The organism is uncultured Mobiluncus sp. (genome assembly GCF_947087965.1).
GTDB lineage: Bacteria > Actinomycetota > Actinomycetes > Actinomycetales > Actinomycetaceae > Mobiluncus.
The window spans coordinates 78,767-100,537 of sequence record NZ_CAMUES010000008.1; the positions used below are offsets into that span (position 1 = coordinate 78,767).

A 21,771-nucleotide genomic window follows, 5' to 3' on the forward strand; every position below is an offset into this window, starting at 1 on the left:
TCAGAGTTATTTACGGACCCGAGACCGGCCGGGTTATTCCTCGTCGCGGCGCAGGAATTCGCTCAAGCGGTTGGCGGCGGCGACGACGGCGGTGCCGTGGGCGCGGCCGGGCTGGCGTCCCAAGCGTTCGATGGGTCCCGATACAGACACAGCAGCGACCACGCGGCCGGTCGCGCCGCGGACCGGGGCGGACACGGAGGCGACGCCGGGTTCGCGTTCCCCAACTGATTGTGCCCAACCGCGCCGACGCACTTCTGAAAGCATAGTGGCGTTGAAGGCCGCCCCACGCAGCCCCCGGTGCAGGCGTTCGGGTTCCTCCCACGCGAGCAGGATCTGGGCGGCGGATCCGGCTTGCATAGTTAGGGTCGCTCCCACCGGAATTGAGTCGCGCAAACCGATGGGTCGTTCGGCGGCTGCCACACAAATCCGCTGGTCGCCTTGACGGCGATACAGTTGGCAAGACTCGTGAGTATGGTCGCGCAGGGCAGTCAGCACCGGCGCGGCGACACTCAAAAGTCTGTCGTCCCCGGCTGCTCCGGCCAGTTCCGCTAGGCGGGGCCCCAACGTGAAGCGACCTTGGGAGTCCCGGGTCAGGAAACGATGATGTTCCAAAGCCACCGCTAGGCGGTAAATGGTGGGCCGGGCCAAATGCGTGGTGTCCACCAGTTGAGCCAGGGTCGCGGGACCGGCCTCCAAGGTCGAGAGAATCAGTACAGCTTTGTCGAGTACCCCTACACCGGAATTTGCGCTAGACTTGTCCATACCTTGATATTGCCATCTCACAATGTGAAATGCAAGTTGGCTGGTAATACCGGGTAAACATTGATAACAACAGGAAAACCCGCAGAACTCCGCACCGTCCCCAACGGGCGAACGTTCCGGAATGCGCAACGAAAAGAGGCAAAAATGGGTGAGACGCTTGCACAAAAAGTATGGCGCGACCACGTGGTGAAAAAAGGGGAAAACGGAGCGCCGGATTTGCTCTATATCGACCTGCAGCTATGCCACGAAGTGACCAGTCCACAAGCCTTTGACGGGCTGCGTCAAGCCGGGCGAAAGGTGCGCCGCCCCGAACTGACGCTGGCTACCGAGGACCACAACACCCCGACACAAGACATTGACCGTCCCATTACCGACCCGACCTCTGCGCTACAGATTGAAACTCTGCGAAAAAATGCCGCGGACTTCGGGCTCCGCCTCCACTCCCTGGGCGACGCCGACCAGGGTATTGTCCACGTGGTCGGGCCGCAGCTGGGGTTGACCCAACCGGGCATGACCGTCGTCTGCGGCGACTCGCACACGTCTACCCACGGGGCTTTTGGAGCGCTGGCCTTCGGAATTGGCACTTCGGAAGTCGAACACGTGTTGGCGACCCAAACCCTGCCGTTGGCTCCTTTCAAGACGATGGCGATCAATGTTTCCGGGCATTTGAAACCGGGTGTGACCTCGAAAGACCTGATTTTGGCAATTATCGCGAAAATCGGCACCAATGGCGGCCAGGGCTACGTCCTAGAATACCGCGGCTCCGCGATTGAGGGCTTGTCGATGGAAGCGCGGATGACGATTTGCAATATGTCCATCGAGGCCGGGGCGCGTGCCGGCATGATTGCCCCGGACGACACGACTTTTGCGTACTTACAAGGCCGTCCGCACGCCCCTGAGGGAGCGGATTGGGACGCTGCCGTAGCGTACTGGCGAACCCTGCCAACCGACGCGGACGCTGTCTACGATGCTGAGGTTGATATTGATGCCGACGCCCTCGAACCATTCGTGACCTGGGGCACCAACCCGGGCATGGGGGTGGCGTTGAGCGGGGAAGTGCCCAATCCCGCTGCGCTTAGTGATGAAACCGCGCGCCTGACTGCGCAGAAAGCCCTGGCGTACATGGATTTGCAGCCGGGCACAAAAATGCGCGACATCAAAGTGGACACGGTGTTTATCGGCTCGTGCACAAACGGTCGTCTGGAGGACTTACGTGCCGCCGCCAAGGTCGTGAAGGGCCGTCACAAGAGTCCGGACGTGCGAGTTCTGGTGGTGCCGGGGTCCGCGCGGGTGCGTTTGGCAGCGGAACGGGAAGGCCTCGATCAGATTTTCCGCGATTTCGGTGCCGAGTGGCGCAACGCCGGGTGTTCCATGTGCCTGGCGATGAACCCGGACAAACTCGCGCCCGGCGAGCGTTCCGCCTCGACGTCCAACCGCAACTTTGAGGGCCGCCAGGGCAAGGGCGGGCGTACCCACCTGGTCAGTCCGCTGGTCGCCGCCGCCACCGCGATTCGCGGCACTCTCAGCAGTCCCAATGACCTATAGACTCAGCTTGGAGAAAAGGAAAACAAATGGAAAAGTTTACAAAACACACCGGCGTGGGAGTTCCGCTGCAGGTCACGAACGTGGATACCGACCAGATTATCCCCGCGGTTTATTTGAAACGCGTGACAAAGACCGGGTTCGATGACGCGCTGTTTGCCGCCTGGCGCACGGACCCGAAGTTTGTGCTGAATCAGGAGGCTTACCGGTCGGGTACCGTCCTCGTGGCGGGCAAAGACTTTGGCACCGGATCGAGTCGTGAACACGCGGTGTGGGCGCTGCGCGACTACGGTTTCAAAGTCATTCTCTCGCCGAAATTCGCTGATATTTTCCGGGGTAATGCCGGGAAACAGGGCTTGGTGACGGGGGTCATCAGCCAGGCTGACTGCGACCGGCTCTGGGAGATTCTACAAGCTCACCCGGGGGCGGAAGTTTGCGTGGATTTGGAGGCGCGTACCGCCACTGTTGGGGATTCCACCTGCAGTTTTGCTATCGATGATTACACGCGCTGGCGTTTGATGGAAGGGTTGGACGATATTTCGTTGACCCTGCGCGACGAGGCGGCCATCGCTGCTTACGAAGCGCGGCGTCCGTCATTTAAACCCAAGACGCTGCCGGCCAAACACCTGCCGTCCGAGCCGGTTATTCCCGCACGTCCCGTGAACTAGAGCCGGGAGTGGCGACCCTACGCGGTGTGTGAGCGCCGCGGGGTAAAATGGGAGGAACCTATTGAGTTGACGGAAGGAAGCCGATGTCGGTTTTGCAGGTGAACGGCGGGCGACCGCTGCAAGGCGAGATAACCGTGCGGGGAGCCAAGAACCTGGTCCCCAAGGCCATGGTGGCGTCGTTGCTTTCCCCGGAACAGTCGCAGCTGGCGTCCGTGCCGGACATCCGCGACGTCGAAGTGGTCACGAAACTGTTGAACCTGCACGGGGTCGAGGTAGATTTCGACAAAACCGAGGGTGTGCTGACGATGAACCCCGTCAAGGTTGCGGCGGCTTCGGTGCAAGACGTCGACCGACACGCCGGCTCGTCGCGTATCCCCATCCTGCTGTGCGGGCCGCTGCTACACCGCCTGGGAGAGGCGATTATTCCGAATCTGGGCGGCTGCAATATCGGCGGCCGGCCCATCGATTTTCACCTCAATACTTTGCGGGCTTTCGGCGCGGAAGTCGACAAACTACCCAATGGCATCCATATTTCCGCACCAAATGGCCTGGAGGGTACGAAAGTTGAGCTGCCTTATCCCAGCGTGGGAGCTACGGAACAAACCCTGCTGACCGCGGTGCGGGCGCGGGGCATCACCGAGCTGCGCGGGGCGGCAGTCGAACCCGAAATCATGGATTTGGTTGCTATCCTGCAAAAGATGGGCGCGATTATCTCCGTGGACACCGACCGGGTCATCCGCATTGAAGGTGTCGATGAACTGCACGGATTTACCCATACCGCCCTGCCAGATCGGATTGAGGCGGCGTCGTGGGCTTCCGCGGCGTTGGTGACCGGTGGGGATATCACGGTCAAGGGCGCTCGTCAGGCTGACATGATGACGTTCCTCAACACGTTCCGCAAGGTCGGCGGGGATTTTGACATCACCGAAGACTCGATTCGTTTCCGGCGCGGCACTCAGGGCGATTTGAAATCAATCGTGCTGGAAACCAATGTTCACCCCGGTTTCATGACCGACTGGCAGCAGCCCCTGGTGGTGGCGTTGACGCAGGCTCAAGGTTTGTCGATTGTGCACGAGACCGTGTACGAAAATCGTTTCGGTTTCACTGAGGCGCTGCGTCGGATGGGGGCACATATTCAGGTCTATCGCGAGTGCCTGGGCGGACTGCGGTGTCGTTTCGGGGCGCGGAACTTTTATCATTCCGCAGTCATTTCCGGGCCGACCCCGCTGCACGGCACGGATATTGAGGTTCCGGATTTGCGCGGCGGTTTTTCGCACCTCATCGCCGCTTTGGCGGCACAGGGCGTATCGAATGTTTCCGGAGTGGACATCATCAACCGCGGCTATGAAAACTTTATGAACAAGCTAACGGCTTTGGACGCACAGGTGGAGCTGCACTCATGACGAAAACTTCCGGTTCTGACCGCACCAGGCTGGTCGCGCAGTTTTCCCGTCCCTTCCGGCTGAACCGGGCGGGTCGTCCCGCGATGGGATGGGTGTACTTTTGGGCTTCGCTGCCCGTGCGCGCGGTGCTGATAGCGCTGATGAAGCGGCACTATGCTGGGGTGGAAAACTTGCCTGGAAGCGGCGGATTTATCGCCGTGTCCAATCACGTCACGGAAATCGACTCGGTCACGTTTGCGCAGTTCCTGGTAGCTAACCACTATTCCCCGCGAATGCTGATGAAAGAAGAAATGATGCATTGGCCGGTGGTGGGTTTTTGCGCTCGACACTCGCGGATGATTCCGGTGTTTCGGGAAACCTCCCATGCGGCCGATTCCCTGATTGCCGCCAAAGCCGCCCTGAGAGTTGGGGAGTGCGTGGGAATGTTTCCGGAAGGCACCCTCACTCGTGACCCCGACCTGTGGCCGATGAAAGCCCACACCGGCGCAGCGCGATTGGCGTTGGAAACCCAGGTGCAGGTGGTGCCCGTCGCCCAGTGGGGGGCGCACAAGACCTTGGCACCCTACGGAAAACTGCACTGGCCGCCCCGCGGTCGGGTGGCGCTGGTGGCGGGCGCACCCGTCGACTTGAGCGACCTCTATGGGAAACAGGACAATCACGAGGCCGTGACGGAGGCGACCCGGCGGATTATGGCTGACTTGACCGAACTTTTGCGGGGTCTGAGACCCGGTGAAGAACCCCCCGCGAAAGTGTGGGACATGAAAGTCGACGGCGACCGCTATGGACGTAAGAAAAACCGTCCCAAAGGCGGGAAAAAGTCGCGTTAGACCTGTTGGAATACCTGGAACAGAAAGGGGGCGAGCGTTGCGAGACTTCGACGATGATGCCGAAGACACCGGTATCTGGGACAAGAGAACCAAAAAAACCGTGATTGGCGCTTTCATTTTCTTTGCCGCCGGATTGTTCCTGGCGTGGGAATTTGGCAATATCAACGGCAATAATCCAGAGCAGCGTCCCGCCGACGCGGCCGCTCGTGAGGAAACCTATTGGAAACAGATTACTTTCCTGAACCCCGGTTTCCCTGCTGAACTGCGCAAAGAAGTCACCAAAATGGGATGGCGGGCGTGCGGAAAGCTGGAATCTGGCTGGGACCCCACTCGGGTGCTGGCATTCATTGCCGAAAGTGAGAATGGCTCCGAGTCGGATAAGCTGCCGATGCCGGCCACCCAGGTGCAATTCTGGATTGGGGTGGAGCAATCTGCAGCGATGTCCCTGTGTCCCGAACAGGAATCGAAACTGGATGGTTGGCTGGAAAACTTTGCCCCCAAACCGGCTCCTACGCCTACGGTAACCGAGCCAGCCTAAAGGAATTCTAGAAAAACCCCCGAAAGGACTAAAGTTTTACCCATGAGTGAAGGCGAACAAAAGACCCGGGTAGCGGTTATTTTCGGCGGGCGCAGCGGGGAACACTCGATTTCTTGCGCCACGGCAGCGGGTGTGCTCGACCATATCGACCGCACGCGTTTCGAACCGATACCAATCGGAATTACCAAGGCCGGAGCGTGGGTGTTGATGCCTGACGAGTCCGATTCGCTGCGTCTCCAGGACGGCCAGGGGGCCGAGATTGAGGACAACGGGACATTTGTAGCGTTGGTGCCGCAAAACCAGCATTTATTCTTTTGGGATTCCCGCACGCCCAGCGCTCCTATCAAGGACCTGGGCCGTGTGGATGTGGTGATGCCACTGCTGCACGGACCTTACGGAGAGGACGGGACGATACAGGGTCTGTGTGAGATGGTTGGCGTGCCCTATACCGGTTGCGGGGTGGGCGCTTCCTCGAACGGTATGGACAAGGGGTGTGCGAAAGTTCTGTTGGAACATGGGGGGATTCCCGTGGGACGCTACCACGTCATCACCGACTTCGATTGGCGCCACCGTGCGGACGAAGTCCCGGCTCCGATTCTGGCGTGGGGTTTGCCGGTCTTCGTGAAGCCGGCGCGTGCCGGGTCATCCCTCGGGGTCACCAGGGTGGACTCGTGGCAGGACTTTGAGGCTGCGGTCGTCGCCGCTCGCCGCCACGACCCGAAAGTTATCGTGGAGGCCGCGGTGCAGGGCGCTCGTGAAATTGAGTGTGCTGTTTTGGAGGGGCGTGCCGGGGGAGCCCCCCGCACCACCCCGCCGGGGGAAGTCGTGATGGTTTCCACTCCTGGAATGTACGATTTCCAGTCCAAGTATTTTGCTAACGAGGCGGTGCAACTCCAGATTCCCGCCCAGATTCCCGCCGGTGTCGCGACGCAGATTCAGAGCTACGCCCGCCAGGCTTTCCAGCTGTTGGGCGGGGAGGGCCTGAGCCGGGTGGACTTTTTCTATGTGCCCGATACCGGGGAAATTATCCTCAACGAGGTCAACACCATGCCCGGAATGACGCCCTACTCCCTGTATCCGGGAATGTGGGAAAACGTGGGGCTGTCCTACACCGACCTGGTCACTGAGCTGATTGAGCTGGCTTTGGCTCACCCGCAGGGGTTGCGGTGAGGCGGACGCAGCTATCGTCACGCCCGGAGCGGCCCCGTTAGCCGAAACTACAGATAGAATGAATATGAATCGAAAGGACGACGATGTCAGATAATAAAGTCATTTTGGTGATGAGCTCCGAAACTCCGCAAGGATTGGCAGGTGACCAGGACTTATGTGATGCTTTGCGCGACCACGGAATCGAACCGGTCATGCGCAGCTGGGACGACCCTAGCGTGGATTGGTCGGAGGGCCGTTTTGCGGTGCTGCGTTCGACTCCGAACTATGCGCATCGCCGCGAGGAGTTCCTCAAGTGGGCGCGTTCCGTACCAAAGTTGCTGAACACCCCGGAAATCTTGGAATGGAACACGGATAAGCACTACCTGCGCGAGCTACAAAAGTTGGGGATGCCCATCATTCCGACGACTTGGCTGGAACCCGAACGGAACCTCACTAAACATCAGGTTCACTCCCGTTTCCCCGCCTTTGGCGACTTCGTGGTGAAGCCGACCATCTCCAGCGGGGGGCGCGGCGTGGGGCGTTACACTTCGACTTCTGCCAATTCGCGGCGCGAAGCTATCGAACACGCGATGGACCTGCTGTCTGCCGGTTCAGGCGTGATGATTCAGCGCTACCTAGAGGAAGTTGAGACACAAGGCGAAGTCTCGATTGTGTACTACAACGGGGTCATTTCCCATACGGTGCAAAAGGGTGCTATGTTGCACGCCGCCTGCGAGGGGCCGGAGCCGGAACAAATCGTCACCGCCCGTTATTCCAGCCAGGAAGAATGGGGCTGGGGCGAGCAGGTTCGACGCTACATTCACGACTACATTAAGTTAACCTCGGAACACGATACCCAGGTACTTTACGACCGGATTGACATGGTGGCTGACGGCAAAGGCTCGTACTACGTCATGGAAATATCATTGGTAGAAGGCAACCTGTACCTGGATTCCGCCCGGGAGGCGGTGGAGCACTTCGCGGACGCCATTATCCAGCGCTATTACTGGTAAGCCGGCTTTTCGTCAGCGGTTGAGGTTTACCGGACGTCGTCGTCTACCCAGTCAAAAGTCCGGGTCACGGCTTTCTTCCACAAGCGCAGGGTGCGGTCCCGTTCACCAGGTTCCATGGTGGGGTTCCACCGGTGGTTTTCCTGCCAATTGTTGGTGACGTCCGCGGTGCCGCTCCAAAAACCGACGGCGATGCCGGCGGCGTAGGCGGCGCCCAGAGCGGTCGTTTCGGCCACCATCGGCAGCACGACCGGTACACCCAAAATATCGGACTGGAACTGCATCAGCAGGTTATTTGCTGTCATGCCGCCGTCAACGCGCAACTCGCCGAGCTTCACGTGAGAATCGGACTCCATCGCGTCCAAGACTTCTCGGGTCTGGAAAGCGGTTGCTTCCAGGGCGGCGCGCGCCAAGTGTCCTTTTGTGTTGTAGCGGGTCATGCCGACAATTGTTCCCCGCGCGTCCCCCTTCCAGTAGGGCGCGAACAGCCCGGAAAACGCCGGCACGAAATAGACCCCGCCGTTGTCTTTCACCGAGGAAGCCAAGTCCTCCACGTCCTCGGAAGCCTCGATGACGTTCAGGTTGTCCCGCAGCCATTGGATTAGCGAGCCGGTTACCGCGATGGATCCCTCCAACGCATAAACGGTAGGCTCGTTGCCAATCTTGTAACATACCGTGGTAATCATGCCGTTTTCCGAAGGCATCGGGGTGGTGCCGGTATTCATCAGCATGAAACATCCCGTGCCGTAAGTGTTCTTTGCCATGCCTGGCTCAAAACAGGCCTGGCCAAAGGTCGCGGCCTGCTGGTCACCCAAATCCCCAGACAGCGGCACCCCAGCCAGCAAACCGTCTTGGCGGCACTGACCGTAAACTTCTGACGAGGAACGAATCTCGGGCAACATATTGAGGGGAATCCCCGCCTCCTGACAGATGTCCTCGCGCCACTGCAAAGTGTGAATATCCATCAGCATGGTGCGCGATGCATTCGTCACGTCAGTGACATGCAGACCGCCGTTGATGCCTCCGGTCATGTTCCAGATGACCCAAGTGTCCGGGTTACCGAACAGCAACTCGCCCCGTTCGGCACGTTCGCGCGCTCCGGGCACGTTTTCCAAAATCCACATAATCTTGGTGATGGAGGCATAGGTGGACAGGGTTTCGCCCACTATCGGACGCCACCGGTCCGGCCCGCCGTTTGCCGCCAACCGGTCCACCAGGTCTTGGGAACGAGTATCCTGCCACACGATTGCGTTATAGATGGGCTGACCAGTGGTTTTGTCCCACACGATGGTGGTTTCGCGCTGGTTGGTGATGCCCAGGGCGGCGATGTCGTGGTGGTTGAGCTCCATCCCGGTCTGTTTCGTTGCGTTCCCCAAGGCGCGGCCCACGACTTCCCGCACGTTGAACCAGATTTCGGTCGCATCATGTTCGACCCATCCGGGAGAAGGAAAAATCTGTTCATGCTCTATCTGACCGACCGAAACTATGCGCCCGTAGTGGTCAAAAATAATGGCCCGAGATGAAGTCGTGCCCTGGTCAATCGCCATCACATATTTTTTCTGAGACATCGTTGTCTGTCCTTTCGTATCGTTTTTCCTCAGGCTTCACAAGGCCGGTGGCCAGATTTTGGGGAGCCGCTCGCACCCTGTCCTGGCAGTCCCAGCGCGCGAGCGAGAATCTCGATGGGGTGAACGACTTCGGCGCCGGTTCCTTTCCGAATCTGCCAGCGACACGTTTCGGTGTCGCAGGCCGCCAAGTGGGGGTTCACGGATTTAATTTTTGCAAACAGCGGTTTACCGATGGCTTGCGCCACGGCGAATTTTTCTTTCTTTAGTCCGTAGGTTCCGGCGATACCGCAGCAGGGCTGACCCGATTCCACTACGTGCACGCCGGGGATAGTTTCCAGCATCCGAATCGCCGGCTTGCCGATACCCTGGGATTTCACCTGGCAGGGCTGGTGATAGGTCAGGGTCAAGTTCAGTGGGTGCAAGTCGCTTTCCGGGAATTCGCCCTCGTCCATCAGATGTGCGATGAATTCGGAAGTCTCGAACAGGCGTGCGCCCACATCTCGCAGAACAGCATCTTCCAACCCCATGATTTCGCGGGCTTCATGGCGCAGCATTCCCGCGCAAGACCCCGAAGAGGAAACGATTGGCAGGTTCTCCCCGGCGCGCTGCAGTTGGTGTGCCAGCTGCAAGACGTGGCGCGAAGCGTCGTTGAACAGCCCGTTTGATTGTGACGCCAGCCCGCAGCAGCCCTGTTTCGGGACGATGACGCGATACCCCAGATGCTCCAGCACTTCGACCGTCGCGATGGACGTGGATACCTCAAAGTACGCCCCCGCACAGCCGTGGAAGAACACAATCGGGCCGCGGTGCCACTTCATTTCAGAAGGCAGGTACATGGTCGACTGGGGACGGCGCGGGACGTAGGGGCCGCCATAGACCTCCTTTTCGTGCCTCTTCCACCAGGTCAAGAAGCTGGTGGATTGAGCCACAGGGGTGGGGGCGTCGGCGTGGACCCCGATAACGGCCTGCACAAGTTTGCGAATCGGCCGGTTCCGTATCGCCGCGTTTGCGATGGGGGCTAGCGGGGTCAGCAGTTTACCTTCCAGCTCAGTTTGGGTAATCAGGCGGTCGCGCAAGGGCATGTTGTCGGCCTTCATGACGGCCCGAGCTTGGGCGTTCAGTTCGGCAATCTTTACTCCGTGGGGGCATACGGTAGTACAGATGGAGCAGCCCGAACAGTAGTCTAGGGACTTATCGACTGACTGACCTTTGCGGAAACGCTCCGCTTGGGGACCTACGAATTTGGGCCCGGAAAAGTTTGGGGTGACCCGCATGACCGGGCATTGGGTCTCGCAGATGGTGCATTTCAGGCACTGATCCAGGGAAGTGCGCGCCAGGTTTGCTTTGGCGTAATCTAGCGCGGTGATTTCCGTCATGACCGGCTCCTCTCAAGAGACGCCAATGATTGCACGGCCGCCCAGGCGCTACCTAAGGCGAGGCCTTCACCGGAAAGCTCGCGCCATGGCGCGCAGGCTCCCAGCATTTCGCCCAAGCAAAACACATTGTCGTAAAGCCGGTGTCCGGACGCGTCAACGGGACGCATCGTGTTATCGACCGCCACTCCTGACATCAGCACGCGTTCGAGTTCCTGACGATTTTCTCGGTCAACCTGATGAATTGAATTGAGGTAGCCGGTGGCGTTGGGTGCGGGAGTGAACACGGGAAGATTAAAGACCTTTTCTTGGATATTTAAGTGTGAGTCGCGCTCGAAGTTGCCCGAGGTCATTCCGCCGGCTGCGTCTAAAACTGCGTCAACTTTCACTTCGTCCACCCCCCCGGCCCGCGCGACCCGCAGCGCGGTCACGGTGCCGTCCAGGCTGTAGGCGGACAAAACCGCGCAGTTGGTGTGGATGTCTACGCGGGCTTCGCGGCAGCTGTTAACTAATATGTCGTAGGCGCGTCGCCCCAAGATAGAAGGGGGAACAGTGGGAACTTCGGCAACTGGCGCGTGAACCAGGGATTGAAATTCACTAAAAGTTCGCGGGCTCAATCCCAGCAGCGCTGGAATGAGGATGGTTTCCCCGGTTTGCACGGTGTCGTTCAGTAGAGTGGCGAATTTTTGGCGCAGTTTAGCGGCTCGCTGCGGATCCAGGTCAGCGACGTCAAAGTTCCTGGCGTAGTCCGTGGCGGTGACGTCGGCTTCGTTTCCGCGTCCGCTCAAATCCAGGGTCACTGCCCGCGCCGAAAGCGAGAACCGCTCAGAGCGATTGAGGTTGTCGGCGATGAGGGTCGCGGGAAAATCTTTAAATTGTTTGAGGCCCACTACCAGCAATTTCATCTGGTCACGCAGGGCTCCCGCGGCACAGGTTTGGGGCACCAGATGGGTGGGGCGAACGGATCCCAAGGCGGAAGCCAGGAATGTGTTCGTGTTCGTGGCATTGGGTACCCAAAAATCGGGCAAGGCGCGCCGATACCATTCCATTCCGGCGCGTAAGCGTTCGGTCCCAATGAGGCGGTACGGGTGGTTATCTGGCAGGTCGTCGACAGCTTGGTAAGGGTCGCCAACTACCGGGTCAGGACGGTTGGGGAGGTAGCCCAACAAATCGCCGGTGCCGGCGGAAAGTACCAGGCCGCCGAGGCCTTTGGTGTATACCGTAACTTGGTATCCTTTTTTGTGAGCCATGAGGGCAGCGCTTAAACCGGCTAATCCCGCACCGATTACGGCGATTTTCATCGGGCGCCTCCTGCTGGTTCGGCATGACCTGTGCCATGATTTAAAGCCAGGTCGCCAGTAGCGCGACTAGAAACCGGGCTGGGGCCGGGCAGATGTTCCAAGTCTAAGGTTCCCATAATCCACCTCTGCAGAGCCATTTCGCGCGCCAATGCTCCGTAGAGAATCGGAGTGATTCCTCCTAGGCGATTGGACAGGAACAGGTTCAGCATGGTGGTGCTGACGTCAGCACGCAGTGCCGCGGGGCAGTCGGTGGCGGTAGGAGTAACGGTATTGGAAGTGGGGGAATCTGGGGGAGCTACCACCGCAGAAGCGGGCGGCGTCGGAAGATTTTTCAAGCGAAAATCGTGGATAATGCCCGCGGTGCGTGCCCCGCAAAAACTGCCCTGGCAAGGTCCCATGCCAATGCGCAGCTGGCGGCGCAAATCGTCGATATTAGCCAAAGGATTTTCAGCCAGAGTCTTCAAAATCATCCGCTGGTTGACCAGTTCACACTCGCAGATGATGGGGTCGTCGTGGCGGTCTGTTTCGCGGGCCTGCAACCGGTCGGACAAATGGCTGAAGCGGCGGGCGCGGGCAGAGGGAACCGGCTCTTGTGCGGTGGTGCAAACCCGATTGTCGCCCAGCTGGTGACACATAATGTTCACGACCTTTTCCGCCATCAGACGATAAGTCGTGAGTTTGCCGCCCACAATGGTCAGGAAACCGCGAATGTCGTCGCGTTCCAGGTGGTCGAGAATGGCCATGCCACGAGTCATGTGTCGAGTGTCAGTGACGCTGACGCGCACATCTCGCAACAGCGGGCGAGCTCCAGCCCAGACGTGCAAGGGGCGGGCTTGGCGCAAACCGGGAACCAGCTGTTCGCCCTTGTCGAGCATTTGTTGGACTTCTTCCGGCTTGATGGCCAGGAAATCCGGTTTGACGGCGGGTTGGTCGGTGGTGCCGATGATGCAGATGGGATGGGCTGGCACCAGGATGTCGCCGTCGCCGGAGAGGGCACAGCGGTTGATGACGTGGTGAACCAGACGTTGATTAAAACCAATCATAATACCACGACCGGGTATAATTTCGATATCGCTGGCACCTGCCATTTCAGCAATCTGACCCGCCCACGGTCCGGCCGCGTTGATAACAAAGCGACAATCAACGTGAACGTCTGTGCCGGTCTTTTCATCCCGAGCTGACACCGCGCGGATTGCACCGTCCTTGACGATAATCGATTCGACCCGGTGGTAGGGCAGGATTGTCGCGCCGTATTCCTGGGCGGATTCTAGGGCTCCCCAGATGAGTTTCCACCCGTCCACCGCGCCATCGTTGACCTGGAAAGCGCGTTTGATCTGTGGATTCAGCCGTGGTTCGGTCTTGAAAGCTGTGCCGAGGGGAATTTCTTCGCAGGTCACGCCGGCTTTGAGGGCAGCTGGGAGGAAACGGTCCGCATACTCCTCGGGGTCGCTGGGGGTCAACACAAACAGGCCACCCACGTCCTCCAGTGCGTCGGCGTTGATACGGCGCAAAATAGCGTTTTCATCGGCGCACTGAGTGGCTGATTCGGGGTCAGATATAACGTAGCGCCCGCCCGAGTGCAGTAGTCCGTGGTAGCGAGCGGAAGTCCCTTGCCCGATATCGGCGCGTTCCAACAGAATGACATCGTAGCCGCGCATTGCCGCATCGCGAGCCACCCCGGCACCGGTAGCTCCGCCTCCGATAACGACGAGGTCAGCGTGCAGGCGGGTGAGAGAACTCATATTAAAAGCCTATCTGATGTCCGGTGAGATGGGGGCATTTCGCGCTGGCGGCAGCTGGGCGGGGGGCATTTGGTGGAGTCGGTTGCACGACTTACCGTTTTTAGAAGGTGCAGGCGGGATTGTTCCTGATTGCAAACTGTGTCTGTGCAGATAGGGACATTTTGCTGGTGGTAATTAGTGAAGTCTGGGAAGTGAAATCGGTCGTTCGTGCATTTGCTCAGATTCTTCCCGGCTAATATGCGCCGGGTGCGCCGAGCGATGGACAGAATTCTGGGCTGAGGTTACAATGGAATACTTGCCATTGGCAGGGATAACTGAATAGCGGGGGTGATCGGTTTCGACGGTCGGTAGTGTCTTGAGAGAAGCGGGTCGAGGAGGTGTCCTCATCTCGTAAACGATGGATACGAAACAATAAGTGCTGAACGTAACAGTACTGAATCCTTCACCTTGGCTGCTTAACCCAAGGGAACTGATTCCGTCAGCCCGCAGTTGCTCTAGCTGCGGATCCTGGCGTCGTTTTTAGAGCCACTGGAATCGCCTGGGTTACTTAGGTTGATTCGAGATTTTAGGTAACTTTAGCCCGACGTGGCCCGGTCTGTGGGCAGCGTGGGGCCGAGAATCTAATACAGACTGCACCCGGAGAAGAAGCAAGTATTCCCGATCGGACGGGGGTTCAATTCCCCCCACCTCCACAACGTTCAAAACCTCAGCATTTGCTGAGGTTTTGAACGTTTTAGTATGGGGAATTGAACCCCCGTAGCGCGATGGCAGCGGCGGTAAGCCGCGTGAGCCATCGCGCAACAGTGCGGAGGCGATTAAGCGAAGGCAATGATTTGCCTTCGCCGCCGAAGCACCTCTAAGCGCGCTTGCGCGCTAAAAACAGCTAAATGTAAGAGTGAGGAAATTGAACCCCCCGTCGTTGACGCTTGGCGGAAGCGGCGGTAAGCCGCGTGTGCCGCCAAGTGGCAGCGTGGAGGCGTAAAAACGGCACTGGTGTGCCGTTTTAGCCGGAACTTGTGGCACGGTCTGGACACTCTGATGCAGGAGCGGTCATGTTTACCAGCACGCCTTACTGGAAAAAGACCGCGCCCTGAGGGTCAAACTTGGGGTATAATGCCAACCTCGATATTTGCTTAGTTTTTCAGGTGAGCGTCATTCGTGGTGTTGTTTTATCCAAAAAGGTCAGCGTGAGAACCGGTGCGGGTCAGGAACAGAATGAGACGATTTCCATCTATTCGATAGATCAGGAGCCAATCGAGCCTGATGTGACATTCTCTGAAACCGGCGTAGTTACCGTCGAGATTGTGATCCCGGTACTTTGCGTCAAGCGTATTTCTGCTCGCAAGCTGCGTAACGACTGAGTTGAGAAGTTCCAAATCCAGGCCGCGCCTTTTTGCCAGCTTCAAATCTTTTTTGAAGCGGTTGGACAGGACAACTCGTAGGCTCATGCGAGAACGTCCTCCATGGCTTCCTGGAAGTTTGCGTAGCTCGGGTATTGTTCCGGGTGTGCTTTCATTGCCTCATATTCCTGTAAAGCGGCCAAAGTTTCCGCATTGGGAATATCTCTCGTGATTCTAAAAGGTATCCCCTGGTCACGCACGGTTTGACGAAGGAAAATTGTCACGGCAGTGGTGAGATCCATACCCAAATCTTTCAGCAACTCTTGCGCTGACCGTTTGAGATCTGCATCCAAATTTATGTTCGTACTAACTTTGGTCATGATTAGCCCTCCTCCAGTACAATCGTAGAACTTACGGGTTAAAAGTCTATAGTTATGTGCGTAACGTGTGCCTAATACGCACTCTTTATGTCTAAATCTGCTAACTCGAACTGACAATGGAGCTAGCCAGGACTTTGTTCTCTGGGGCTGTTCAGGACTGCAGCCGTCTCCCGAGGAATTAGAAAAAACCGCTACTAACCTGAGGGATGTCCGGAGCTAAAGAAACATTGCCATGTTGAATCGCTGGTGGTCGTGGTCAACACATCGGCGGGCCTGCGGCATTTCCGCGCCGTGCTGCCCGAAATAACCCGTAGTGAACACGAAATGACACTTAGAGTCAGCGCAGATTTGCACGAAATGACACTTAGCGCCTGAGGTTAACAGTTTCAGTAATCCAGTTTGTTTAGGATTCTTGGTTCTGTGGGGTGATGGACCCACGGAGCGGATTTTACGTCCTTAGCATAAGGCGGTTTTTAGGTGTTCTGTGCGGCTTCCGCTTCAGCGGGTGAAGAGTGTAGCGATGCCGGACAGGACAGCCGCCAAGAACGCTACCCCTACCGTGCTGAGTAGCCACTTTTTGCACTTGTCGCGGGCTCTGATGTAGGGCTTCAAATCCTCCGTACCGGGGATGACCCACGCATCGGTGCGCCCCACCCAGTACTCATCGATAAAGAAACGGTCGATGAGGCTCATGATGAACAGGATCGCCGCTATCTGCCAGAATCCCGCCAGGAACCCTCTGGCGCCGTTGATTGCATAAACGCAGACCAGCACGTAAATGATGTAGCCGGGAACACAGATTGCTTTGAAAATCACGCGGCCTCGCTTGATTCTCTCGGGTGTGGTCAGACCCAACTTCACGCACCGTTCCTGCACTTCGGGAGGGTAAAGATACACCATATCCACCGGGCTTTTGCGGATGCCGACGACGCAGACCAAAACCAGCAGCGCGCCCAAAACGAGCCCTTCCAAGACGATTCGTAAGACCATCGTTACACCTCCTGGTGCGCTAGCCGATTTGTATATTGTGCCTCATCGCGCCCGTCCTCGCTGTGGTTGAAGCGCCTTCCACCGCAAAGTCCCGGTAGAAGATAATCTTCATGAGAGGTTGTCCAGGAATTGCGCCGCCTGGTGGGCATCGTTAAAGACTGCCCCGGTTTCGGGTTTCTCGCCGTCAATCACCTTCTGGGCATCGTCGATGGCACGAGCGGTTTGCGCATTGGGAACGTAGGCGAGGGCGGGGCGGATGGGAAGTGCCTGTTCACGCACCGCTTGCTTTAAGAACATATTGAGCGCCGTGGACATATCAAGTCCCAGGGCGTCAAAGAGTTTCTCGGCAGATTGCTTGGTCTGTGCATCGGTGCGGAAGTTAATCCGGGCTGCAGCGGAAGATGCCATACCCATCACCCCTTGTCCTTAAGTGGTACATTGTATATCCATTGTACGCCTGTTTGGTATATCGGTAAATAAGTAATGCACAAGGGCGGGGGTTGGGGCGAGTGTTCAACTTGCGTTGTCGGTAGCTACCGTCCGGGGTAAGGGGGTCTCTTTTTGCGTGCGGGGTCTATCCGGGAAGTAGTTAGGGCATAGTTCCATGAACAGCAATACTAGGAAGTTGAGACAACTGTAGGACTCAGAGACGGGAAATTCTAAATCCGTAGGGACTAACCGACTCGAAAGCTACGAGTCAATAACTTCCTTTGTTACAGCAATACGGTGGTCAGAATATTCCACTACGTCTCTAATGATTAATTTTTTCAGCGCAGATATAAATACCGAAATGAATTCGTAGTCAATCTCTCCATATGAAGAATTGGGTAGACATACCAGATCATTTTCAACCTTTCCAGCCCACGTCGCTAGGTAGTCTCGCGAGTATTTTGGATATAAAACCTTTTCAAGTGCAGCAGAAAAGAAGAGATTTAAGTTATGATCTCGCCTTTTATCTAGAGGGGCGATAAAGTAGCTTTCAGCTAGGATGCCAGTCGGTTCTTTCTGGGCATAGACCTTACCTGCTGCAATCGCACCGTTATATATAACTGATATGGCGTTTTCATGAGTCGTAAAATCGTTACTGCGTCCCCAATACATGATGCCATTGTCTCCAAACTTACAGTAGACAACCGGCACGGAAAATTCACAATCTCGGTACTTGCGGACATTCTTCTTATCGGCTTTCTTTCCATCAAGTTTTTCAAAGAGATTGCCAATCCGATACTGGTGCCAGTCCAGAGAATCAAATCTTGCCAAGGCTTCGATTTCGGGGGGGGTCAGGGTGTAATCACGCAGGCCGGTGGCCTCTAGGTACGCTTCTAGCTCCGCTAGACGCGTATCTTCTAGCTCCGCTACGAACTCTTCAATGAAATCAAAATCAATCTCGCCGTTTTTTGTAGGGAGCTTAATATTGAGTGCGTCGGCATCTTTTGCGTAAAAATTTCTTGAGTAGTCGAACTGACCGTTATGAGATGATTTTTCAATTGCTGCAGCTATGTACATAGCGCTTCGCTTGGATAGATTCTCCGTATGCACAACTGCCACATGGTCATCTGCTCCATAGCTGTAGCCGCGATATTTGGATGAGCCAAACATATCAATGGTAACCGTATTGGCTTTAAAAACTTGGACATCATTCCCTATATATGCTGAGATACCTGTTTCTGCTTCACCTGCTGTAACGAATGGGAGTTCGCCCGGGATTCTGTCGTCACTTTTTAAGCGTTTGCCTCTAGTAGATTTACCGAAAAGTACCTCTAGGTTGTATTCGCCCCACTCAACTTTGGCTAGCTTTGCGTTGAGTGAGGCATTTATTTTCCCAGGCGTTCGTCCTCGTGCTCTCCGCGTTTAAGTATGTTGGAAACCTCCCAAGCCAGATAATCGCTCACGGTTTTCTTAAAATCTTCAAGCGTTGGGGTGATGTCTATGGGTGCACTCTGGTTCCAATCGTCGCCGGCTTTCGGGTCAATGGTTCCTTCGTAGAAATCGCTTTCATCCAGGTAGTTCAGCTTCTTTACTCCGTAACGCACCAAATCAGCGACTTCTTGGTAACGCTCAAGGGCGTGATCAACGTTGCGCAGGTTCACTCCACTTTTAGCTTTTTTGCGGTTGGCTCGTTTGTAGCCATCCTGCGAAAAATCAATGAACCTGACGACGTCGTCTGCTTTGTGTGCTTCCCCTACGCGAAACACGTAAATTTGGGTTTGCACACTAGATTTGCCTATAAACAAGTCTATCGGCATCTTGATACTAGCCAACAGTGTGGAGTGCTTTAGGATGCGCTGATTGTATTCGACTGCTTTCCCTGTACCTGCCGAATTTTGAATAATGACGGCAGCGTAGCCACTGTTCATCATAGCGAGGGCGGTCTCGACAAACACCATGCCATTACCGGGTGCTGAATATGGCGGGTTCAACACAAAAGCAGTTGCCGGGAATTTAGTACCTTTGTCGCCGTACTCGTAATTGCCTGAAAAGTTGTTGAGCGAGTCGTCGTTGATGATGTTGGATGAGCCGTCACCCATCAAAATCATGTTGAGCACAGCTAACATATATACGTTAGGGAGGATTTCAAGACCGAGGAGCTGCTCAGCCTTGATTTTCGCGTACTTGATTTGTAGCTCATCGGGTGAGGTTGTTGTTTCTTTCGCGTCATTCATCATTTCGTTCATCGCGGCCACGAGGAGACCTGCAGAGCCGGTAGCAAAATCCCACACGTAGGAGTCTTTATTCACTCTGGCTAGTTTCACCAAAAGTTTCGCTACGTAGGAGGGCGTTAGTACCACGTCGTTGAGCTTGTCTTGAGTGAAACCCAACCAGCTATACATTTCGTTAAACAGCTTGCCGGTGAAATCAGTGGTAAGCCCGATCTTGTAATAGATACCCAAATCGTCAACGATCTTAGAAAACACTCGCTTGAGCTGAGTTTCCCCACCTTCTACCTTGTTCAAGTGCTCGGCTGTAAGCGTGTTTTGCAGTGTTCTAACGATTAGATTACGTTTTTGCTCTGGAAGCTGTTTTTCGCTCAAGAAACTGTCTACCTTACGCAAAACTACTTCGCCGTCTGTATAGCCAGGCTCGGAAGATGACTTTAGATCCGTTTTTTCCAAGGGTTTGACTTTTCCGGGAACGCCAAGCGTAGCCATGATTGTGGCGGCAACTAGATAGACGCGATCATTTTCTCCTAATCCTTTCTCGGATTGGTAGATATCATTATTAAGCTTAACCAGGCTAGCGTCGATTTCACTTTCGCGTTTGGCTTTAATCCGGTCAAGTTCCTCTTGACTCAGTTTGAGCTGACGGATTTGATTGACAAACGCATCAAAATTTTCGGCACGCAAGAATGAGAGATCGCTGAATTCTCCGACTTTTTGACCGACACCAAGATTGCTCTTGGAAACGTAATAAACACCAATCTGCAGGTGAAGCCCGGATTCGTCCTTGTGCCCGGTCACACCGATTGCGACGATGTCGGTGTAGCTAGTGTAGTGCAATAGTGCGTTCGCGTAATGTACAGCACCGTTGACTGCATAACTATTAATATTAGCAAAATTTGGTTCGTTGTTTGCTTTTCGATTATCCACATTACCCTGCGCATCAAGCTTTTCTAGCTTGTCCTTGTAGCCCTTATATTCGATAAGTACGGGCCAGAAATCACCGTGTGAATCTTTAAGCAGAGCTTTCGCGTCGGGACGGTTACCGCCAAATCCACCGTTTTTTGAATAATACTCGCTCAGTGCTGCGTCGATTTCAGTGTTTAGTGATTCTTGCTCAGGCTTGTAGTCCAAATCGTATGAGCGAAGCCAAAAATTCACCTCATCAGCTACGTTAGGTTCAACAGACTGCACTGCTTGTTTTGCCATATTCCGCGTCACTCCTGCAAGACATCCAATTTTGCGGGGTTCTAATCCCTACTGTTTTACTGAGATTGTACTCTCTGGTATATGTTTCTCCGTGATAGACGCTCCTGCAGGAGCACAAAGATATGGCCTGTCACCAGCTACAACCAAGAGACTGGGGGTGGCGAAAATGGAAGAGGCGTGCGAGGGCATCGAAGTGCGTTACCAAGACGGCACGATTTGGCTGACGCAAAGACTGATGGCACAGCTGTTTGATGTGGATGTGAGGACTATCAATGAGCATTTGGGGAACACTTTTTTGTTTCCGGGGAATTGCAGAAAAATGCAGTTCTCCGGAAATTCCGGACAACTGCCAGTGATGGCAAAACTTACGTGACGAAGCATTACAACACTGTCTGAAGAAGCAACTATTGGAATTTTTCCAATAGTTCGCCAAGAAGGCTCTCGTCAGGTCGCGCGACAAAATTGGCGGTGCGACCGGACATGATTGTATCGGTCGGCTACCGCGTGAACTCCATTCGCGCCACCCAGTTCCGCCAGTGGGCGACCTGGTTTACCCAAAACGCTAGATATCAGTCAGATTTCGACAAGTTCGCGGCCAAAGCCCCGAAGGCCAGCAGCCGTCGCGCAGATGCGAAATAAAACCCCGTAGAAGCCGCGGCCTACCGGATCTGTTTAATCCCTTTGGTCTCGCCCCAGGCTTTGTCCGCGGTCAGCACAGTGGCGCCCAAGCGTTTGCCGAGGGCGAGGCAGAGGCGGTCGCCCAGGGAGAGGCTCGTGCCGGGCTGCCACAACTGTGCCGCTGTGACCGCGTCGGATTCGCTGACTTCGCGCACTTTCAGTCCGTATGAGAACAGCAAGTTCGTGGCAAGGGAAACGTCCGCCCCGCGGGAAATGAGCTTTTGGATGACCTCCGACCAGTTCGCGGCACCCACCACACCCTGGCCCAGTGCCTGCTCTACGCGCTGCCAACCGGGTTCCTCCTGCAAAAACGCCAGCAGAGCCGAAGCGTCTAAGACAAACATTACGACGATTCTTTCTGAGCCGCGCTGCGCCGTTCCGCGATGAGTTCCTCGACCAGGCTGCTCGCCCCGATTTGCTTCTTTACCAGCTGTTTGGCCTGCTCGCGGGTCATGGCGATGACTCCGTGCGGGGTTTCGAGCATCAGCAGTTGGGTGCCTTGCTCCCACTTTTGATTGTGGCGCAGCGCCGAGGGAATAACCAGGCGCCCCCTGTCTCCCACAACGGTCGCATAGGTGGTACTCATACTATGAGTGTACCACACAAGGAATCCGCGTGTACTCCAATGCGGACG

The 21,771-nt window shown here is 56.1% G+C and carries 22 protein-coding genes and 1 other RNA gene; 10 read left to right on the forward strand and 13 right to left on the reverse strand.

Going from position 1 to position 21,771, the window contains the following annotated elements; all coding sequences use genetic code 11:
- Positions 1-33 precede the first annotated feature (33 nt).
- Positions 34-762 (reverse strand): IclR family transcriptional regulator, encoded by a 729-nt coding sequence (locus Q0V70_RS08600; protein WP_297590777.1) that lies wholly within the window; start codon positions 760-762, stop codon positions 34-36.
- A 144-nt stretch (positions 763-906) separates the two neighbouring features.
- Here Q0V70_RS08600 and leuC point away from each other — a divergent pair, with 144 nt between their 5' ends.
- The 7 genes from leuC (at position 907) to Q0V70_RS08635 (ending at position 7,902) form a co-directional block, all read left to right on the forward strand.
- Positions 907-2,307 (forward strand): 3-isopropylmalate dehydratase large subunit, encoded by a 1,401-nt coding sequence (leuC, locus tag Q0V70_RS08605; protein ID WP_297590781.1) that lies wholly within the window; start codon positions 907-909, stop codon positions 2,305-2,307.
- 26 nt (positions 2,308-2,333) lie between these two features.
- Positions 2,334-2,972: a 3-isopropylmalate dehydratase small subunit gene (leuD, locus tag Q0V70_RS08610; RefSeq protein ID WP_297590783.1), complete on the forward strand. Its 639-nt coding sequence runs from the start codon at positions 2,334-2,336 to the stop codon at positions 2,970-2,972.
- An 83-nt stretch (positions 2,973-3,055) separates the two neighbouring features.
- On the forward strand, positions 3,056-4,375 hold the full coding sequence (gene murA, locus Q0V70_RS08615) for a UDP-N-acetylglucosamine 1-carboxyvinyltransferase (protein WP_297590786.1): 1,320 nt from the start codon (positions 3,056-3,058) through the stop codon (positions 4,373-4,375).
- Entirely contained in the window at positions 4,372-5,202 is an 831-nt protein-coding gene (locus Q0V70_RS08620) for a 1-acyl-sn-glycerol-3-phosphate acyltransferase (RefSeq protein ID WP_297590787.1), read from the forward strand. The genes murA and Q0V70_RS08620 overlap by 4 nt, the downstream gene beginning before the upstream one ends.
- Positions 5,203-5,239: 37 nt before the next feature.
- Positions 5,240-5,740: a DUF732 domain-containing protein gene (locus tag Q0V70_RS08625; RefSeq protein ID WP_297590790.1), complete on the forward strand. Its 501-nt coding sequence runs from the start codon at positions 5,240-5,242 to the stop codon at positions 5,738-5,740.
- Between the two features lie 42 nt (positions 5,741-5,782).
- The gene (locus tag Q0V70_RS08630) at positions 5,783-6,910 is read left to right on the forward strand and encodes a D-alanine--D-alanine ligase family protein (protein WP_297590792.1); all 1,128 of its coding nucleotides are present in this window, start codon (positions 5,783-5,785) and stop codon (positions 6,908-6,910) included.
- An 83-nt stretch (positions 6,911-6,993) separates the two neighbouring features.
- Positions 6,994-7,902 carry a RimK family alpha-L-glutamate ligase gene (locus tag Q0V70_RS08635; RefSeq protein ID WP_295028452.1) on the forward strand — a complete coding sequence of 303 codons (909 nt, stop codon included), beginning with the start codon at positions 6,994-6,996 and terminating at the stop codon, positions 7,900-7,902.
- Between the two features lie 26 nt (positions 7,903-7,928).
- Here Q0V70_RS08635 and glpK read toward each other — a convergent pair whose 3' ends face one another.
- Genes glpK through glpA form a run of 4 tightly spaced genes read right to left on the reverse strand, consistent with a single transcriptional unit; the run spans position 7,929 to position 13,883 of the window.
- Positions 7,929-9,467: a glycerol kinase GlpK gene (glpK, locus tag Q0V70_RS08640; RefSeq protein WP_297590795.1), complete on the reverse strand. Its 1,539-nt coding sequence runs from the start codon at positions 9,465-9,467 to the stop codon at positions 7,929-7,931.
- A gap of 29 nt (positions 9,468-9,496) precedes the next feature.
- Entirely contained in the window at positions 9,497-10,843 is a 1,347-nt protein-coding gene (locus Q0V70_RS08645) for an anaerobic glycerol-3-phosphate dehydrogenase subunit C (protein WP_297590798.1), read from the reverse strand.
- On the reverse strand, positions 10,840-12,141 hold the full coding sequence (gene glpB, locus Q0V70_RS08650; RefSeq protein WP_297590801.1) for a glycerol-3-phosphate dehydrogenase subunit GlpB: 1,302 nt from the start codon (positions 12,139-12,141) through the stop codon (positions 10,840-10,842). Before glpB ends, Q0V70_RS08645 begins: the two co-directional genes overlap by 4 nt.
- A complete protein-coding gene (glpA, locus tag Q0V70_RS08655) occupies positions 12,138-13,883 on the reverse strand; it encodes an anaerobic glycerol-3-phosphate dehydrogenase subunit GlpA (protein WP_297590804.1) in 1,746 nt (581 codons plus the stop codon). The genes glpB and glpA overlap by 4 nt, the downstream gene beginning before the upstream one ends.
- A 323-nt stretch (positions 13,884-14,206) precedes the next feature.
- On the opposite strand from glpA, the gene ssrA reads away from it, so the two are divergent.
- Positions 14,207-14,578, forward strand: a transfer-messenger RNA (tmRNA) gene (gene ssrA, locus Q0V70_RS08660).
- A gap of 474 nt (positions 14,579-15,052) precedes the next feature.
- On the opposite strand, the gene Q0V70_RS08665 is transcribed toward ssrA, so the two are convergent.
- The 6 genes from Q0V70_RS08665 to Q0V70_RS08690 form a co-directional block, all read right to left on the reverse strand.
- Positions 15,053-15,331 carry a type II toxin-antitoxin system YafQ family toxin gene (locus tag Q0V70_RS08665; RefSeq protein WP_296181647.1) on the reverse strand — a complete coding sequence of 93 codons (279 nt, stop codon included), beginning with the start codon at positions 15,329-15,331 and terminating at the stop codon, positions 15,053-15,055.
- Positions 15,328-15,603: a type II toxin-antitoxin system RelB/DinJ family antitoxin gene (locus Q0V70_RS08670; RefSeq protein WP_296181648.1), complete on the reverse strand. Its 276-nt coding sequence runs from the start codon at positions 15,601-15,603 to the stop codon at positions 15,328-15,330. The genes Q0V70_RS08665 and Q0V70_RS08670 overlap by 4 nt, the downstream gene beginning before the upstream one ends.
- A 498-nt stretch (positions 15,604-16,101) precedes the next feature.
- Positions 16,102-16,593: a hypothetical protein gene (locus Q0V70_RS08675; RefSeq protein ID WP_297590807.1), complete on the reverse strand. Its 492-nt coding sequence runs from the start codon at positions 16,591-16,593 to the stop codon at positions 16,102-16,104.
- 108 nt (positions 16,594-16,701) lie between these two features.
- Positions 16,702-17,001 carry a type II toxin-antitoxin system RelB/DinJ family antitoxin gene (locus tag Q0V70_RS08680; protein ID WP_297590809.1) on the reverse strand — a complete coding sequence of 100 codons (300 nt, stop codon included), beginning with the start codon at positions 16,999-17,001 and terminating at the stop codon, positions 16,702-16,704.
- Between the two features lie 282 nt (positions 17,002-17,283).
- Positions 17,284-18,411, reverse strand: coding sequence for a restriction endonuclease subunit S (locus Q0V70_RS08685; RefSeq protein ID WP_297590919.1), 1,128 nt, complete (start codon positions 18,409-18,411; stop codon positions 17,284-17,286).
- Positions 18,408-20,459, reverse strand: coding sequence for a class I SAM-dependent DNA methyltransferase (locus Q0V70_RS08690; RefSeq protein WP_297590811.1), 2,052 nt, complete (start codon positions 20,457-20,459; stop codon positions 18,408-18,410). Before Q0V70_RS08690 ends, Q0V70_RS08685 begins: the two co-directional genes overlap by 4 nt.
- Positions 20,460-20,616: 157 nt before the next feature.
- Between Q0V70_RS08690 and Q0V70_RS08695 the strand changes: the two genes are divergently transcribed.
- Positions 20,617-20,832, forward strand: coding sequence for a hypothetical protein (locus Q0V70_RS08695; protein WP_297590814.1), 216 nt, complete (start codon positions 20,617-20,619; stop codon positions 20,830-20,832).
- Between the two features lie 107 nt (positions 20,833-20,939).
- Entirely contained in the window at positions 20,940-21,098 is a 159-nt protein-coding gene (gene rhuM / locus Q0V70_RS08700) for a RhuM family protein (protein ID WP_297590817.1), read from the forward strand.
- Between the two features lie 20 nt (positions 21,099-21,118).
- On the opposite strand, the gene Q0V70_RS08705 is transcribed toward rhuM, so the two are convergent.
- Together Q0V70_RS08705 and Q0V70_RS08710 are read right to left on the reverse strand one after the other, a co-directional pair.
- Positions 21,119-21,481 carry a type II toxin-antitoxin system VapC family toxin gene (locus tag Q0V70_RS08705; RefSeq protein WP_297590820.1) on the reverse strand — a complete coding sequence of 121 codons (363 nt, stop codon included), beginning with the start codon at positions 21,479-21,481 and terminating at the stop codon, positions 21,119-21,121.
- The gene (locus tag Q0V70_RS08710) at positions 21,481-21,723 is read right to left on the reverse strand and encodes an AbrB/MazE/SpoVT family DNA-binding domain-containing protein (RefSeq protein WP_297590822.1); all 243 of its coding nucleotides are present in this window, start codon (positions 21,721-21,723) and stop codon (positions 21,481-21,483) included. Before Q0V70_RS08710 ends, Q0V70_RS08705 begins: the two co-directional genes overlap by 1 nt.
- Between the last annotated feature and the right edge of the window lie 48 nt (positions 21,724-21,771).

Excerpts from the sequence above, each read along its gene's own strand:
- Q0V70_RS08600 (WP_297590777.1), bottom strand. The coding sequence starts at position 762 with ATGGACAAGTCTAGCGCAAATTCCGGTGTAGGGGTACTCGACAAAGCT.
- leuC (WP_297590781.1), top strand. The coding sequence starts at position 907 with ATGGGTGAGACGCTTGCACAAAAAGTATGGCGCGACCACGTGGTGAAA.
- leuD (WP_297590783.1), top strand. The coding sequence starts at position 2,334 with ATGGAAAAGTTTACAAAACACACCGGCGTGGGAGTTCCGCTGCAGGTC.
- murA (WP_297590786.1), top strand. The coding sequence starts at position 3,056 with ATGTCGGTTTTGCAGGTGAACGGCGGGCGACCGCTGCAAGGCGAGATA.
- Q0V70_RS08620 (WP_297590787.1), top strand. The coding sequence starts at position 4,372 with ATGACGAAAACTTCCGGTTCTGACCGCACCAGGCTGGTCGCGCAGTTT.
- Q0V70_RS08630 (WP_297590792.1), top strand. The coding sequence starts at position 5,783 with ATGAGTGAAGGCGAACAAAAGACCCGGGTAGCGGTTATTTTCGGCGGG.
- Q0V70_RS08635 (WP_295028452.1), top strand. The coding sequence starts at position 6,994 with ATGTCAGATAATAAAGTCATTTTGGTGATGAGCTCCGAAACTCCGCAA.
- glpK (WP_297590795.1), bottom strand. The coding sequence starts at position 9,467 with ATGTCTCAGAAAAAATATGTGATGGCGATTGACCAGGGCACGACTTCA.
- Q0V70_RS08645 (WP_297590798.1), bottom strand. The coding sequence starts at position 10,843 with ATGACGGAAATCACCGCGCTAGATTACGCCAAAGCAAACCTGGCGCGC.
- glpB (WP_297590801.1), bottom strand. The coding sequence starts at position 12,141 with ATGAAAATCGCCGTAATCGGTGCGGGATTAGCCGGTTTAAGCGCTGCC.
- glpA (WP_297590804.1), bottom strand. The coding sequence starts at position 13,883 with ATGAGTTCTCTCACCCGCCTGCACGCTGACCTCGTCGTTATCGGAGGC.
- Q0V70_RS08665 (WP_296181647.1), bottom strand. The coding sequence starts at position 15,331 with ATGAGCCTACGAGTTGTCCTGTCCAACCGCTTCAAAAAAGATTTGAAG.
- Q0V70_RS08670 (WP_296181648.1), bottom strand. The coding sequence starts at position 15,603 with ATGACCAAAGTTAGTACGAACATAAATTTGGATGCAGATCTCAAACGG.
- Q0V70_RS08675 (WP_297590807.1), bottom strand. The coding sequence starts at position 16,593 with ATGGTCTTACGAATCGTCTTGGAAGGGCTCGTTTTGGGCGCGCTGCTG.
- Q0V70_RS08680 (WP_297590809.1), bottom strand. The coding sequence starts at position 17,001 with ATGGCATCTTCCGCTGCAGCCCGGATTAACTTCCGCACCGATGCACAG.
- Q0V70_RS08690 (WP_297590811.1), bottom strand. The coding sequence starts at position 20,459 with ATGGCAAAACAAGCAGTGCAGTCTGTTGAACCTAACGTAGCTGATGAG.
- rhuM (WP_297590817.1), top strand. The coding sequence starts at position 20,940 with ATGATTGTATCGGTCGGCTACCGCGTGAACTCCATTCGCGCCACCCAG.
- Q0V70_RS08705 (WP_297590820.1), bottom strand. The coding sequence starts at position 21,481 with ATGTTTGTCTTAGACGCTTCGGCTCTGCTGGCGTTTTTGCAGGAGGAA.
- Q0V70_RS08710 (WP_297590822.1), bottom strand. The coding sequence starts at position 21,723 with ATGAGTACCACCTATGCGACCGTTGTGGGAGACAGGGGGCGCCTGGTT.